General features: G+C 62.4%; 12 protein-coding genes. 7 read left to right on the top strand and 5 right to left on the bottom strand.

What is annotated here, in order from left to right:
* Nucleotide 1: 1 nt before the first annotated feature.
* The gene (gene choV / locus N4R57_08245; GenBank protein ID UYV38989.1) at nt 2-1036 is read left to right on the top strand and encodes a choline ABC transporter ATP-binding protein; all 1035 of its coding nucleotides are present in this window, start codon (nt 2-4) and stop codon (nt 1034-1036) included.
* Nucleotides 1037-1127: 91 nt separating this feature from the next.
* Here the strand turns inward: choV and N4R57_08240 are convergent, their stop codons facing one another.
* Together N4R57_08240 and N4R57_08235 are read right to left on the bottom strand one after the other, a co-directional pair.
* A complete protein-coding gene (locus N4R57_08240) occupies nt 1128-2033 on the bottom strand; it encodes a DMT family transporter (protein ID UYV38988.1) in 906 nt (301 codons plus the stop codon).
* 48 nt (nt 2034-2081) lie between these two features.
* On the bottom strand, nt 2082-2381 hold the full coding sequence (locus N4R57_08235) for a hypothetical protein (protein UYV38987.1): 300 nt from the start codon (nt 2379-2381) through the stop codon (nt 2082-2084).
* A gap of 96 nt (nt 2382-2477) precedes the next feature.
* Here N4R57_08235 and N4R57_08230 point away from each other — a divergent pair, with 96 nt between their 5' ends.
* On the top strand, nt 2478-3413 hold the full coding sequence (locus tag N4R57_08230) for a LysR substrate-binding domain-containing protein (protein ID UYV38986.1): 936 nt from the start codon (nt 2478-2480) through the stop codon (nt 3411-3413).
* Here N4R57_08230 and N4R57_08225 read toward each other — a convergent pair.
* Nucleotides 3373-3972, bottom strand: a complete 600-nt coding sequence (locus N4R57_08225; protein ID UYV38985.1) for a LysE/ArgO family amino acid transporter — start codon at nt 3970-3972, stop codon at nt 3373-3375. The two genes, N4R57_08230 and N4R57_08225, sit on opposite strands and share 41 nt — an antisense overlap.
* 89 nt (nt 3973-4061) lie before the next feature.
* Here N4R57_08225 and N4R57_08220 point away from each other — a divergent pair, with 89 nt between their 5' ends.
* A complete protein-coding gene (locus N4R57_08220) occupies nt 4062-5006 on the top strand; it encodes a LysR family transcriptional regulator ArgP (GenBank protein ID UYV38984.1) in 945 nt (314 codons plus the stop codon).
* 148 nt (nt 5007-5154) lie between these two features.
* Here the strand turns inward: N4R57_08220 and N4R57_08215 are convergent, their stop codons facing one another.
* Nucleotides 5155-5895, bottom strand: coding sequence for a YebC/PmpR family DNA-binding transcriptional regulator (locus N4R57_08215; GenBank protein UYV38983.1), 741 nt, complete (start codon nt 5893-5895; stop codon nt 5155-5157).
* Nucleotides 5896-6428: 533 nt separating this feature from the next.
* Nucleotides 6429-7781 (bottom strand): proline--tRNA ligase, encoded by a 1353-nt coding sequence (locus tag N4R57_08210; GenBank protein ID UYV38982.1) that lies wholly within the window; start codon nt 7779-7781, stop codon nt 6429-6431.
* Nucleotides 7782-8011: 230 nt separating this feature from the next.
* On the opposite strand from N4R57_08210, the gene N4R57_08205 reads away from it, so the two are divergent.
* The 4 genes from N4R57_08205 to N4R57_08190 all read left to right on the top strand — a co-directional run bounded on the left by N4R57_08205 (nt 8012) and on the right by N4R57_08190 (nt 13899).
* Nucleotides 8012-9124 carry an AI-2E family transporter gene (locus N4R57_08205; GenBank protein ID UYV39537.1) on the top strand — a complete coding sequence of 371 codons (1113 nt, stop codon included), beginning with the start codon at nt 8012-8014 and terminating at the stop codon, nt 9122-9124.
* Nucleotides 9124-9798 (top strand): DnaA/Hda family protein, encoded by a 675-nt coding sequence (locus tag N4R57_08200; protein UYV38981.1) that lies wholly within the window; start codon nt 9124-9126, stop codon nt 9796-9798. The genes N4R57_08205 and N4R57_08200 overlap by 1 nt, the downstream gene beginning before the upstream one ends.
* A gap of 108 nt (nt 9799-9906) precedes the next feature.
* On the top strand, nt 9907-12081 hold the full coding sequence (locus tag N4R57_08195) for an RNA degradosome polyphosphate kinase (protein UYV38980.1): 2175 nt from the start codon (nt 9907-9909) through the stop codon (nt 12079-12081).
* 276 nt (nt 12082-12357) lie between these two features.
* Nucleotides 12358-13899 (top strand): Ppx/GppA family phosphatase, encoded by a 1542-nt coding sequence (locus tag N4R57_08190; protein ID UYV38979.1) that lies wholly within the window; start codon nt 12358-12360, stop codon nt 13897-13899.
* Nucleotides 13900-13982 lie beyond the last annotated feature (83 nt).

The raw sequence follows: 13982 nt of genomic DNA, 5'->3' as shown, positions 1-13982 counted from the left end.
TATGAGCACCGCAAAACCCATCGTCAAATTCGACAATGTCTCGATCGTTTTCGGCGACAAACCCGCCAGCGCCCTGCCCCTGATGGACGAAGGCGGCGAGCGTGAAGAGATCAAGAGCATGACCGGCCAAGTGCTCGGCGTGCATGACTGCGCGCTTGAGGTGGCCGAGGGCGAGATCCTCGTGCTTATGGGCCTCTCCGGGTCGGGCAAATCCACCCTGCTCAGGGCCGTCAACGGGCTCAACCCCGTGGTGCGCGGCAAGGTCGAGGTCCACGACGGCAACGCCTATGTCGATGTCACCAACGCCGGTGAAACCGCCCTGCGCCGCATCCGCCAAAGCCATGTCGCCATGGTGTTCCAGCAATTCGGCCTGCTGCCGTGGCGCTCTGTGCGTGAAAACGTCGGCCTCGGGCTTGAGCTCGGCGGCATGGCCCCGGCGGCGCGCCGCGCCAAGGTCGATGAACAGCTCGCCACCGTTGGCCTGTCGGATTGGGCCGACCGCAAGGTGGGCGAGCTTTCAGGCGGCATGCAACAGCGCGTCGGCCTCGCCCGCGCCTTTGTCACCGATGCGCCGATCCTGCTGATGGATGAGCCGTTTTCGGCGCTCGACCCGCTAATTCGAAACAAGCTTCAGGACGAGCTGCTCGACCTGCAAAAGCGCCTGCACCGCACCATCATCTTCGTCTCCCATGACCTCGACGAGGCCTTCAAACTTGGCAATCGCATCGCCATCATGGAGGGCGGGCGCATCGTGCAATGCGGCACCCCGCAAGAGATTTTCTCGAACCCCGCCAATGACTACGTGGCCGATTTTGTGGCCCATATGAACCCGCTCGGCGTGCTCTGCGCGCGCGACGTGATGGAACCCGCCACCGGCACCCCGGCCACCAGCGTCCCGCCCGAAACCGACATCCGCGAAGTCATGGACAAGGTCGGCCACACCGGCGCCCCCGTCGGGGTCGAAGAAAACGGCACCCTCATCGGTCAGGTCACCAAGGACCGCGTGCTCGCCAAATTGCTCGACCCCCGCGCCTGAACCCAGCCCGACAATGCCTGACTGACCCACCCCCTGAGCCCCTTCATCTGACCGAAAATATCCCGGGGGTGCGGGGGCTGGCCCCCGCCGCTTACAGTTTGGTCTCGCCCACCACCGGCGTGCGCATCCGGCGTTTCAACACCGCCTCGCGCCATGTCATAAAGCTGATCGCGGCAATGATCAGCCCGCCGCCCAACAACACATAGACATCCAAGCCCTCTTCAAACACCAACCAGCCCAAAAGCACCGCCCAGACCAGTTGCAAAAATCCGACCGGCTGCGTCACCGTCACCGGCGCCAGCGACAGCGCGACCGACATGGTGTAATGCCCGGCGGTGGCAAAAACCGCCACCCCGAACAACATGGCCGCCTCATACAAGGTCGGCGTGACCCAGTTCATAATCGCCAGCGGCAACAGGCCGACCGCCACAGTCAGCGAGAGCATCGTCACCGTCACCGCCGCGCCGGTGTCATCGGCCATCCGCTTGGCAATCAGATAAGAGACCGCGAAAAACACCGCCGCCACCAGCATCGCCAAATGCCCGTCTCCGACCTCGCGAAACCCCGGCCGCAGAATGATCAGCGCCCCGATCAACGCCGCCACAATCGCCAAAATCCGCCGCAAAGCCAGCTTTTCGCCCAGAAACAACGCCGCCCCCAGCGTGACATAAATCGGCGATAGGTAATTCAGCACCGTCACATCAGCAATCGGGATGCGCGCCATGGCATAAAACCACAGGCACACCGCCGCCGTATGCGCCACGCCGCGCCATGCGAAAAACGTCATCTGCCGGCGCGTCAGCTTGGCCCGGATCAACGGGCGGATCATCGGCAGCAACAGCAACAAACCAAAGGCATAGCGTAAAAACGCCGCCTCGGGCGCGGGAATGCGCGTGCCCATGGCCTTGACCATCGCGTTCACCGCGACGAACAAAAACCCGGTGAGGATCATCCAAAGCACACCCTTGGCGGGGTTTGAAACTGGCTCGGTCTGCATTCCGCCATCTGTTCACGATTGCTTGGGGGCTTCAAGGTCTGAAACATGTTAACGTCGTGTCGCATGGCGCTGCGCCGCGATCTGATCAAGCTCTAGGCGATGCCCCGGCGCGACCATCACTTTTCGCGCCGCGCATGACGCCTGCCTGTTTTCGACAAACCCGACATCAGCCAACAAATGCGGCGCGGTTTCCTCAAGGCGCAACAGGTCATCCTCCATCGCCCGGCGCAGGGAAGCGCCCCGCCATCGCCGCGCCAGACGGGTCATCCAAGGCGCAATAAAACTGATCCGGGTTAGCCGCCCGCTGGTTGATCTTGTTACCAACGCCATCGCCAGCGCTCCACTCATGACTTACGCATAAGCAAGATACCGGCGCATCGCGTTTGCAATCAAACCAGTAAACCTCGTACCATGGCTCAGCAAACCTAACCCAAAGGCACGCCCATGCCCCTGCCCCCGCTCAACGCCCTGCGCGCTTTCGAGGCCGCCGCCCGCCACAATGGCTATATCGCCGCCGCGGACGAGCTTTGCGTCACCCGTGGCGCGATCAGCCGGCATGTGAAACTGCTCGAAGAGCATCTTGGCGTGGCGCTGTTTCGCAGGCATGCCAAGGGGGTCGATCTGACCACTGCGGGGCAGCGGCTTTTGCCGGTGCTCACCGATGCTTTTGCGCGGATCGAGCGGGAAACCTCGCGGCTCTCTGCCGGGGCCGACGATCTGCGCATGATCTGCCCGCCCGCCCTGTCGATCCGCTGGTTGTTTCCCCGCCTACAGGCCTTTCGCGAGCGCCACCCCGACATCAATCTGCGCGTGACCACCGATTTCTATGGCGAAACCGGGTTTGATGCCGCCGAATACGACCTTGGCCTCTCGCTGGAACATATCCCCGGACGGCCTGCGCATATCACCGCCCGCCCGCTGTTTCCCATGCTGCTGTCCCCGGCCTGCGCCCCCGGTCTTTTGCCGCTCGACAGCCCTGCCGATCTGGCCCGGACCACGCTTTTGCATGACCGGCCACGCAGCACCGATTGGGCGATCTGGCTGGACCATTTCGGGATCAACGGCGTTGATGCGGCACAAGGCGAAAGCTTTCCCAACCTTGATATGGCGGCGCGTGCGGCCCGTTTTGGCACCGGTGTTCTGATGGTCGATCTTGCGCTCTGTCGCGAGGAGTTGGACAGCGGCGCGTTGCATCTGCCCTTTCCCGACATGGCCTGCGCCACCGACTTTGGCCGCTATAGCCTGATTGCGGCGCAGGACAGCTGGCGCAACCCCAAGGTCCGCGCCTTTGCCGATTGGGCCGAGGAAGTGGCGGCAAAAGACGCCGAAACCCGCCCGCTCATCCCCACAACAGCTTCGCCGCAATCGCCCACATCGTAAGGCCGACGAGCACATCCAGCACCCGCCACGCCACAGCGCGCGCAAACAGCGGTGACAACAACCGCGCGCCATAGCCGAGCGCGAAAAAGAACGTGAAACTGGCCAGCACCGCACCGCCCCCGAACGCCAGCTTGGCCTCGTATTGCGCCGAGATCGACCCCAGCAAGACCACCGTATCAAGGTAAACATGCGGGTTCAGCCAGGTCAGCGCCACCACCGTCATCGCCACACCGGCCAGCGAATGGCGGCTCTCTCCATCGGTGCTCAGCGCCGCGCCCCCACGCCACGCGGCGATGAAATTGCGCGCGCCATAAGCCAGCAAAAACGCCGCCCCGCCATAGCGCATGACGGTTTCCAACCCCGGCAGCGCCTCGGCCAGCGCGCCGAACCCCGCCACCCCGGCGGCGATCAGAACCGCGTCTGAAACCGCACAGATCAGCACCGTCGCCAGCACTTGTTCGCGCCGCAGCCCCTGACGCAAAACAAAGGCATTTTGCGCCCCGATCGCCAATATGAGAGAAAAGCCAAGCGAAAACCCGGCGATAAATGCTGCACTCATTTGGCAAATCCCATCAACGTTTTCCTTGGATTAAACCGCGTTTCACGCTATGACAAATTAAACATAATAATACAAAATCAGAGGGTCTTATGCAGTTTGATAGCAGGCATCTATCCGCACTTTCCGCAATTCTACGGCTTGGCAGCTTCGAGGCCGCGGCGGGTGCATTAAACATCACTCAATCGGCGGTCTCCCAGCGGCTCAAGGCGCTGGAAGAACAGGTCGGAACCGTGCTGGTCTTGCGCGAAAGCCCATGTGTCGGCACCGACGCGGGCCGCCGTCTTTCGGCCCACGCCGAGGCCGTCGCGCTGCTTGAGGATCAAGCCAGCCGCGATCTGGGTCAGGACGGAACCAGCACCGCCAAAGGCCACGCGCGCCTGCGCGTCGCCGTCAACGCCGACAGCCTTGCGACATGGTTCCTCGGCGCGCTTGACGGGCTGGATGACACGCTGTTCGATCTGGTGATCGACGACGAGAGCCATTCGGCAGAGTGGCTTAAAAAGGGCGAGGTTCTGGCTGCGGTCACGCAATCCTCGCGCCCGGTTCAGGGCTGTGACGTGATCCCCCTCGGCTCGCTGCGCTATATCGCGACGGCCAGCCCGAAGTTCATGAAGACATACTTCCCCGATGGGGTCACGCCCAAGGCGCTCAAATCCGCGCCGATGCTGCAATTTAACGAAAAAGACGGGTTGCAGAGCGAATGGCTCAGCACGCAATTCGGTCGGGGCATCACGCCGCCAAGTCACGGCATGCCCTCGTCGCAGGCGTTTGTCGAAGCCGCCCGCCGCGGGATCGGCTGGGGCATGAACCCCGCCCCGCTGGTCAGCCGCCTCGTGCGGCGCGGTATCCTTGTGCCGCTGGTTGAGGAGAACGCGAGTTTTGACAAGCCGCTCTACTGGCAGGTCAGCCGCATGATGCGCCCCGTGCTTGAACCGCTGACCAAAGCGGTCAAAGCCCGCGCCAGCGAGGTTCTGGTCGGACAGCCGGTCGCCGATGAGGGTGCTGTTGAGGACGAGATGCGTCAGGCGGGCTAACGCCCACGCCCATCTCTGCCGCCCACCTCTGTGTTTCGCGCCCCGGAGATGATCCGGGGCCGCACGCCCGCCAGACGGCTTACAGACAGCTTACAGACAGCTTACAGACAGCCTTATGAACCGGGGCGAAACCTGTCGCCCCGCCCCATCAAAGCTGGTCCATCACCTCGTCCGACGCATCGAAATTCGCCGTGACGCGCTGCACGTCGTCGTCGTCCTCAAGCGCATCAATCAGCTTCATCAGCTTTTGCATGCCCTCAAGGTCCAGCTCGGTCGTGGTGGTCGGCTTCCACACCAGCTTGGTGCTTTCGCTTTCGCCCAGCTCGGCCTCAAGCGCGTTTGACACATCGTTCAGATCGGTGTCTGCGCACCAGATGATATGCCCGTCATCCGAGCTTTCCACGTCTTCGGCGCCCGCCTCGATTGCGGCCATCATCACCGTGTCGGCGTCCCCGACCGAGGCGGGGTAGCTGACCTCGCCCTTGCGGTCGAACATGAAGCCGACCGAGCCGGTTTCACCCAGGTTGCCGCCGTGTTTGGTAAAGGTCGAGCGCACGGTGCTTGCGGTGCGGTTCTTGTTGTCGGTCATCGCCTCGACAATCACGGCCACGCCATTGGGGCCATAGCCCTCATAGCGGATCTCGTCATAGTTCTCGGCATCGCCGCCAGAGGCCTTCTTGATGGCGCGGTCGATCACGTCCTTGGGGACGGATTGCGACTTGGCCTCTTTCACCGCAAGGCGCAGGCGCGGGTTCTTGTCGGGGTCCGGGTCGCCCATTTTCGCCGCCACGGTGATCTCCTTGGCGAGCTTGGAAAACAGCTTGGAACGTGCTGCGTCCTGACGCCCTTTGCGGTGCTGGATATTTGCCCATTTAGAATGGCCGGCCATTTGGCTCTCCCGACTTCAATTGCTTGCTTGGCGTCTCTATAGGCGAAGGGGCGGGCAGGCTCAAGATAAGCACGACAAGGAGTTTGGGTTGGGGGGGCAGGTGGGCGGATGAAAATTGCCACGAGACTGGATCGTCCCATTCGAAAGCCGGGCATTGCTGTCGCGCGCGGGGGCGATGCAACCGTTGCAAGTGCCGCTTTATGCTGGCCAAAACTGTGCTCGGCAAGTGGGGAGCGCACCGCTACCCAATCGCCGCCGCGTGGGAGCGCGGCATCGCTGCACCCTTTCGGCAGATTTTGCGTAGGCAAAATCGCCTGTCGGCAATGGGCGGGCTACGCCTTTGGTACCGTGCAAGGGAGTGCTGCGCCTGCCCGTGGGGTGGCGCCTCTAACGCTGGTGGATGGCAGTTTATCTTGCCAAATCCGTGCGCCCCAAAGGCGTCGTACCGCCCTCACCAAAGCGCCAGCCCGCCGGAACGGGCAGGCGCTGCACGGCGGGCTACGCCCTTGATTCCGTGCAGGGGAAATCCGGCCTCAAAGCCCGCGCACGCGGTGCCCTTCATAGATCGCCACCAGCCGCTTGACCGCCTCTTCCGGCGGCATCTCTTCGCTTTCACCGGTGCGGCGCGAGGTCAGCTCGACCACGCCGTTTTTCAACCCGCGCGGGCCGACCGTGATCCGCCACGGCAGACCGATCAGATCCATCGTCGCAAACTTGCCCCCTGCCCGCTCATTGCGGTCATCGTAAAGCGGCTCAAGCCCGACCGCCTCAAGCGCACCATAAAGCGCGTCACAGGCGGCGTCGGCCTCGGCGTCGCCCTGTTTGACGTTGACGATCCCAACATGGAACGGCGTGACCCCTTCGGGCCAGATGATGCCATTGTCATCATGCGACGCCTCGATGATCGCGCCCAACAGACGGCTCACCCCGATGCCGTGGCTGCCCATATGCACATGCACCGGCTTGCCCTCGGGGCCTTGCACCGTCGCGCCCAGTTTCTCGGAGTACATCGTGCCGAAGTAGAAGATCTGCCCCACTTCGATACCACGCGCCACGCGGCGGCGCTCCTCGGGGACGGCATCGAACACCTCGGTGTCGTGGGTCTCATCCGTGCGGGCATAGCGCGAGGTGAACTCGTCCATCACCGCCTGACACTGATCGACATCATCATAATCAATCTCGCGCTGACCAAAGGTCAGATCGGTGATCTCGCTGTCATAAAACACCTCGGACTCACCGGTTTCGGCCAACACAAGGAACTCATGCGTGTAATCGCCGCCAATCGGGCCGCTGTCGGCGCGCATCGGGATCGCCTGAAGGCCCATCCGCTCATAGGTGCGCAGATAGCTGACGAGATGGCGGTTATAGGCGTGCAACGCGTCCTCTTTGGTCAGGTCAAAGTTATAGCCGTCCTTCATCAGGAACTCGCGCCCCCGCATCACGCCAAAGCGCGGGCGGATCTCATCGCGGAACTTCCACTGGATATGATAGAGCGTCATCGGCAGGTCTTTGTAGGAATTGACATGCGCGCGGAAAATATCGGTGATCATTTCCTCGTTGGTCGGACCAAACAGCATGTCGCGGTCGTGGCGGTCACGAATGCGCAGCATCTCGGGGCCATAGGCGTCATACCGCCCGCTCTCGCGCCACAGATCAGCGCTCTGCAGCGTTGGCATCAACAGCGGAATATGCCCGGCGCGGACCTGCTCTTCGTGCACGATATTCTCGATCTTGCGCAGCACCTTGAAGCCGAGCGGCAACCACGAATAGATCCCCGCGCTGGCTTGTTTTATCATCCCGGCACGCAGCATCAGCCGGTGGCTGACGATCTGCGCCTCGGAGGGGTTTTCTTTCAAGACGGGCAGAAAATAACGGCTAAGGCGCATGGGGCTTGATCCTGTCAAAAGTGTCGCTGCGAGAGCTAACGGAATTGCTGCACTGTGGCAAGCAATCCGCTAGCGCGCGCGGCGCCAACCCAACCAAAGCGGCGCATATCGGCGGGGTTACGGCAAAGCGGGTGGTTTCAATTTCGGGGCTTGAAATGCGACCACGCTACGGCGACATAGGAACAGACGCGGGCGTATCGACGCGCGAAAGGCGGAAGGAATACGGCTTTATGGCATTACCGGTCCAGCATCAGCTTAAATACTGGGGCATTGCCGCCGTGGTATTCTGCCTTGCGATGTGGTTCCTTGGCGACGTGATCCTGCCGTTTGTTCTGGGCGGGGCGGTGGCGTATTTTCTTGATCCGGTCGCGGACAAGCTGGAAAGCATGGGCGCGTCGCGCGGGTTGGCCACGGGGATCATCACGCTGGTCGCCATTCTGCTTTTTGTCATCATGGCGCTGCTGGTCATTCCGACGCTGGTCGGACAGGCGATTGCGCTGTTTGATACCGCGCCGCAGCTGGCCAAGGACTTGCAAACCTTCCTGACCGATCGCTTCCCGTCCTTGATGGATGCCGACAGCACGCTGCGCAACTCGCTCACCACCGTGGGCGAAAAAGTGCAGGAACGTGGCGGAGAGCTGCTAAACGCGGTGCTCAGCTCGGCCTATTCGATCATCAACGTGGTGCTCTTGTTCGTGATCGTGCCGGTTGTCGCGGTCTATCTGCTCTATGATTGGGACCGGATGATCGCCAAGATCGACGACCTTTTGCCGCGCGATCATGCGCCGGTGATCCGCCGGTTGGCCACCGACATCGACAAAACGCTCGCCGCGTTTATTCGCGGTATGGGCACCGTGTGCCTGATCCTCGGGACGTATTACGCCGTGGCGCTGATGCTGGTCGGGCTGCAATTCGGGCTGGTGGTCGGCTTTGTCGCCGGGGCGCTGACCTTTATTCCCTATATCGGCGCGATCCTTGGTGGCGCGCTCGCCATCGGGCTGGGTCTGTTCCAGTTCTGGGGCGATTGGCTGTCGCTTGGGCTTGTGGCCGGGATTTTCGTGCTCGGCCAAGTGATCGAGGGCAATTTCCTGACGCCCAAGCTGGTTGGCAATTCGGTCGGGCTGCACCCTGTGTGGCTGATCTTTGCGCTGTCGGTGTTCGGCTCGCTGTTTGGCTTTGTCGGCATGCTGGTCGCCGTGCCTTTGGCCGCCGCGCTTGGGGTGCTGACGCGGTTCTTTGCCGACCGCTATCGCGATAGCCGGCTTTATCGCGGGCTTGATGCGGTCGAGATCAAGGCCAAACACCTCAGCGAGGCCGCCTCGGACGGGACCGCTGTCGAGTGATGCCACAGCAGCTTTCCTTTGACCTGCCCGCCAAAACCGCGCTTGGGCGCGAGGCGTTTTTCGTCTCTCCCGCGAATGCGACGGCTGTGGGGATGGTCGAAAACTGGGCCAATTGGCCCAACCGCAAGCTGGCCGTGATCGGCCCCTCGGGCGCGGGCAAAACCCATCTCGCCCATGTCTGGGCCGAAATGGCGGCGGCACAGATCGTGCCTGCCACGGCCCTGCCCCGGCTGGACATTCCCGAGCTGGCGCGCAGCAACATCGCGGTCGAGGATGTCGCCATGATCGCCGGCAACGCCGAGGCCGAGGTGGCGCTGTTCCACCTGCACAACCTCGCCCTTGCCGAGGGGCGCTCGCTTCTCTTTACCGCGCATGTGCCGCCCAGCCGTTGGGGGCTGCGCCTGCCCGACCTCAGAAGCCGGATGGAGGGCACCGCCTCGGTGATCGTTGAAACGCCGGATGACGCCTTGCTTGCGGCGGTGCTGATGAAGCTCTTTGCCGACCGACAGCTTTCGCCCACGCCCGACACGCTGCCCTATCTTTTGCGCCGCATCGACCGCAGCTTTGATATGGCCCGACAGGTGGTCAGCGCGCTTGACGCCGCCGCCCTGTCGCAAGGGCGCGAGATCAACCGCAAGCTCGCCGCAGATGTGCTCGACGGGATGCTGGGATAGGCGCGAACACCCCGCTCCCCGCCCCGCATCTGGACATCCCACCGCAACAAGCGCACAATCCGCCCTCGCCTTCATATTCCCGTGACAATTCCGCCCCATAAGGCCCACATGACAAACGCTGATTTCCTTGAGAGCCCCTTCCCGGATGCCACCGAGATGCCCGCGCTCGACCCGACAAGCCCCGCCCGCTTCTTTAACCGCGAGCTTAGCTGGCTCGGCTTCAACTGGCGCGTGCTGGAAGAGGCCGACAACATGCGTGTGCCGCTGTTGGAACGGCTGCGCTTCCTGTCGATCTCGGCCACCAATCTGGACGAGTTCTATACCGTGCGCGTGGCTGGTCTGCGCGAGCTGACCCATGAAGGCGTCACCACCCCCGCCGCTGACGGGCTAACCCCGGCGGAACAGCTGGTCCTGATCCATGCCGAGGCACGCCGCCTCATGGCCCATCAGCAAGCCACCTTCGTGCGCCTCAGCGCCGAGCTTGAGGAAGCCGGGATCGTGCTCTGCTCGCGCGACACGCTGAGCGCGAAAGACCGCACGTTCCTTGCGGATATGTTCCTCAGCCGGGTTTTCCCGGTGCTGTCACCGCTGGCGATTGACCCCGCGCACCCGTTCCCGTTCATCCCCAACACCGGGTTCAGCCTTGCGCTGCAACTTGAACGCAAATCCGACAAGCGCAAGCTGCAGGCCTTGCTGCCGATCCCGCATCAGATCGACCGCTTTGTCGCCCTGCCCGCGCCCGAGGGGCAAACCCGCTTCCTGCCGCTCGAAGACCTGCTGCTTGAGCATATCACCTCGCTGTTCCCCGGTTACGCGCTCAAAGGCCATTGCGCCTTTCGCGTGTTGCGCGACAGCGATCTCGAGGTCGAGGACGAGGCCGAAGACCTTGTGCGCGAGTTTGAAACCGCCCTCAAACGGCGGCGTCGCGGCGAAGTGGTGCGGATGAAAATCTCGGCCAATGCGCCCTCCGCCCTGCTTGAGATGATCAAGCGCGAACTGCATGTCACCAATGACGAGATCGTCGAGGTCGAAGGCATGATCGGCATGGCCAACCTTGGCGAGCTGGTGATCGACTCGCGCCCCGATCTGCTGTGGCCATCGTTTTCGCCGCGCGTCCCCGAACGGGTGCAGGATTTCGAAGGCGACATGTTCGCCGCGATCAAGCAGAAAGACATGCTGCTGCACCACCCATACGAAACCTTCGACATGGTGGTGCGCTTCCTTGCACAGGCCGCAACCGACCCCGATGTGGTGGCGATCAAGCAGACGCTGTATCGCACCTCGCGCGACAGCCCGATCGTCTCGGCGCTCTGCGAGGCCGCCGAGGATGGCAAATCCGTCACCGCCCTTGTCGAGCTTAAAGCGCGCTTTGACGAGGCCGCCAACATCCGCCAATCGCGCCGCCTTGAACGCGCCGGGGCGCATGTGGTCTATGGCTTTCTTGACCTCAAAACCCACGCCAAGATTTCGACCGTGGTGCGCCGTGAAGGCGACAAGCTGGTCACTTACACCCATTTTGGCACCGGCAATTACCACCCGATCACGGCGCGCATCTATACCGACCTGTCGCTGTTCACCTGCGATGCCGGCATGGGGCGCGACGCGACCAAAGTGTTCAACTACCTGTCGGGCTATGCCCAGCCGGATTCGCTTGAAAACTTGTCGATCTCGCCGATCTCTCTCAAGCCGAAACTGCTTGAGATGATCGGCGCCGAAATCGAACACGCCAAAGCGGGCCGCCCGGCGGAAATCTGGGCCAAGATGAACGCGCTGATCGATTCCGAAGTGATCGACGCGCTCTATGCCGCAAGCCAGGCCGGGGTAAAGATCAGCCTCGTGATCCGTGGCATCTGTGGCCTGCGCCCCGGCATCAAGGGCCTGTCCGAGAATATCCGCGTGAAATCCATCGTCGGGCGGTTCTTGGAACACTCGCGCATCGTCTGTTTCGGCGCCGGCAAGGGGCTGCCGCACAAGAAGGCACGGGTGTTCATTTCCTCGGCTGACTGGATGGGGCGTAACCTCAACCGGCGGGTCGAAACTCTGGTCGAGATCAAGAACGCTACGGTCAAAGCCCAGATCACGGATCAGGTCATGGCCGCCAATATGGCCGATCAATCGCAAAGCTGGGTCATGGCGCCCGATGGCACCTTTACCCGCGCCGAAGTCCCCGAAGGGGTGTTCTCGTTCAACTGCCATCGCTTCTTTATGGAGAACCCTTCGCTGTCGGGTCGCGGCTCTGCTGGCGCGTCGGATGTGCCACAGCTGACCCATAGCGAGGATTGAGCGCCAAGCCGGTCCAGCGAGGGGTGCCTGCGTTAACACTTTGCCCCTCCGCCAAACCGCACGCCCCCCGGCAGCCGGATGTCAGCCGGGAGTCAGCCGAATGTCACCCCCCCTTTTCGACCGGACGCCAAAACTTACGCCACAGCGCGCTCTCTTAACCTCTGCCAGCTTAACCCAAGGTCAGCCCGAGCTTTTTTGCCTCTGCGACAATGCCTTCATTGACCCGTTTCCCTCGGTGTCCTAAAACCGCGCTGAACGACCCGCAGGGGGACTATGATGGACGGCGAAACTCACGCGACATCAGGCGATTTTGGCCCCTTTGGCCGTCCGCTTTTCGATGATCCTTCTGCCCGCGCGCTGTCGCGTGTTGGTGTGGTCGATGTTGGCTCCAACTCGGTCCGCCTTGTGGTGTTTGACGGGGCGGCCCGATCTCCGGCGTATTTTTTCAACGAAAAAATCATGTGCGGCTTGGGTGAATCCATCAGCGAAACCAACCGTTTGAGCCCTCAAGGCCGGGTTCGCGCCCTCTCGGCGATCCGCCGCTTTCAGCGCCTTGCCGAAGGGATGAACACCGGCCCGCTGACCGCCGTCGCCACCGCCGCCGTGCGTGACGCCGAAGACGGGTCAGAGTTTCGTGACCTTGTCGAGGCCGAAACCGGCCTCAAACTCCATGTGATCGACGGTCTGGAAGAGGCGCGCCTCTCGGCTCAGGGCGTGCTGCTCGGTTGGCCCGGTGCCTATGGGCTTGTCTGTGACATCGGCGGCGCCTCGATGGAGCTGGCCGAGATCAACGGCGGCGAGGTCGGCCGCCGCGTCAGCTCCCGCCTCGGCCCGCTCCAGCTCAAGGGGATCAAGGGCGGCAAGAAGGGGCGCAAGGCCCACATCAAATCGGTCATGTCCGACCTACGCGATACCATGGGCGAGCAACACAACCGCCTGTTTCTGGTCGGTGGCTCATGGCGTGCAATCGCCAAAATCGACATGCACAGACGCGGCTATCCCCTTCATGTGCTTCATGAATATCGGATGAGCCGCAAAGCGGTTTCGGCCACCGCCGACTATATCGCCAAGCATGATCCAGAAGAGCTGCGCCTACAGTGCGGCGTCTCAAGCTCTCGGATGGCACTGGTGCCGGTCGCCCTCGAAGTGCTGCGCGAGGTTGTCAAAACCTTCCATCCGCGCGACATCGCGATCTCCTCCTATGGCATCCGCGAAGGCATGCTTTACGAGCAGATGCCGCAACGCCTGCGTGACCGTGATCCGCTGATCGAAGCCTGCCAGTTTGCCGAAACCAAAGACGCCCGCCTGCCCGGTTTTGGCCGCACACTTTATGAGTTTATCCTGCCGCTGTTCAACACCGCCGCCCCCGAACGCAAGCGCCTGATCAAGGCGGCCTGCCTGTTGCATGACGTGACATGGCGCGCCCACCCCGATTACCGCGCCGAGGTCTGTTTCGACAACGCCACCCGCGCCAACCTCGGGGGGTTGCGCCATTCCGAGCGGATCTTCCTCGGGCTGTCGCTGCTGCACCGCTATTCCAACTCGCGCAAGGGCACGCGGTTTGACGACCAATTCGCGCTGATCTCCGAAGCCGAGCAGAACGCCGCCGAGGTGGTCGGCAAGGCGATGCGCTTTGGCGCGATGCTCTGGCTCAAGAAAGACGCCGAGCTGGGCCAGCTTAAATACCGCCCCAAGAAGAAGGTCTTGGAGCTGCATCTCAACCGCGATTCCGCCCCGCTTTATGGTGAGGTCGCCGAGGCGCGATTCCAGTCTCTCTGCTCGGCGCTTGGGGCGTCGGCGGATGTGAAACTCGGTTAACCTTTTGCCCCGATTTGGCGGCTCTAGCGGTTTAATTGCGCATCCCAAACTCGCGTTTAACGGGCAAATCCCCGCCTATTTCA

The organism is Rhodobacteraceae bacterium D3-12 (genome assembly GCA_025916135.1).
Taxonomy (GTDB): domain Bacteria; phylum Pseudomonadota; class Alphaproteobacteria; order Rhodobacterales; family Rhodobacteraceae; genus JAKGBX01.
Note: the sequence above shows the minus strand (reverse complement) of the source record. Positions and strands in the feature narration are given on the sequence as shown.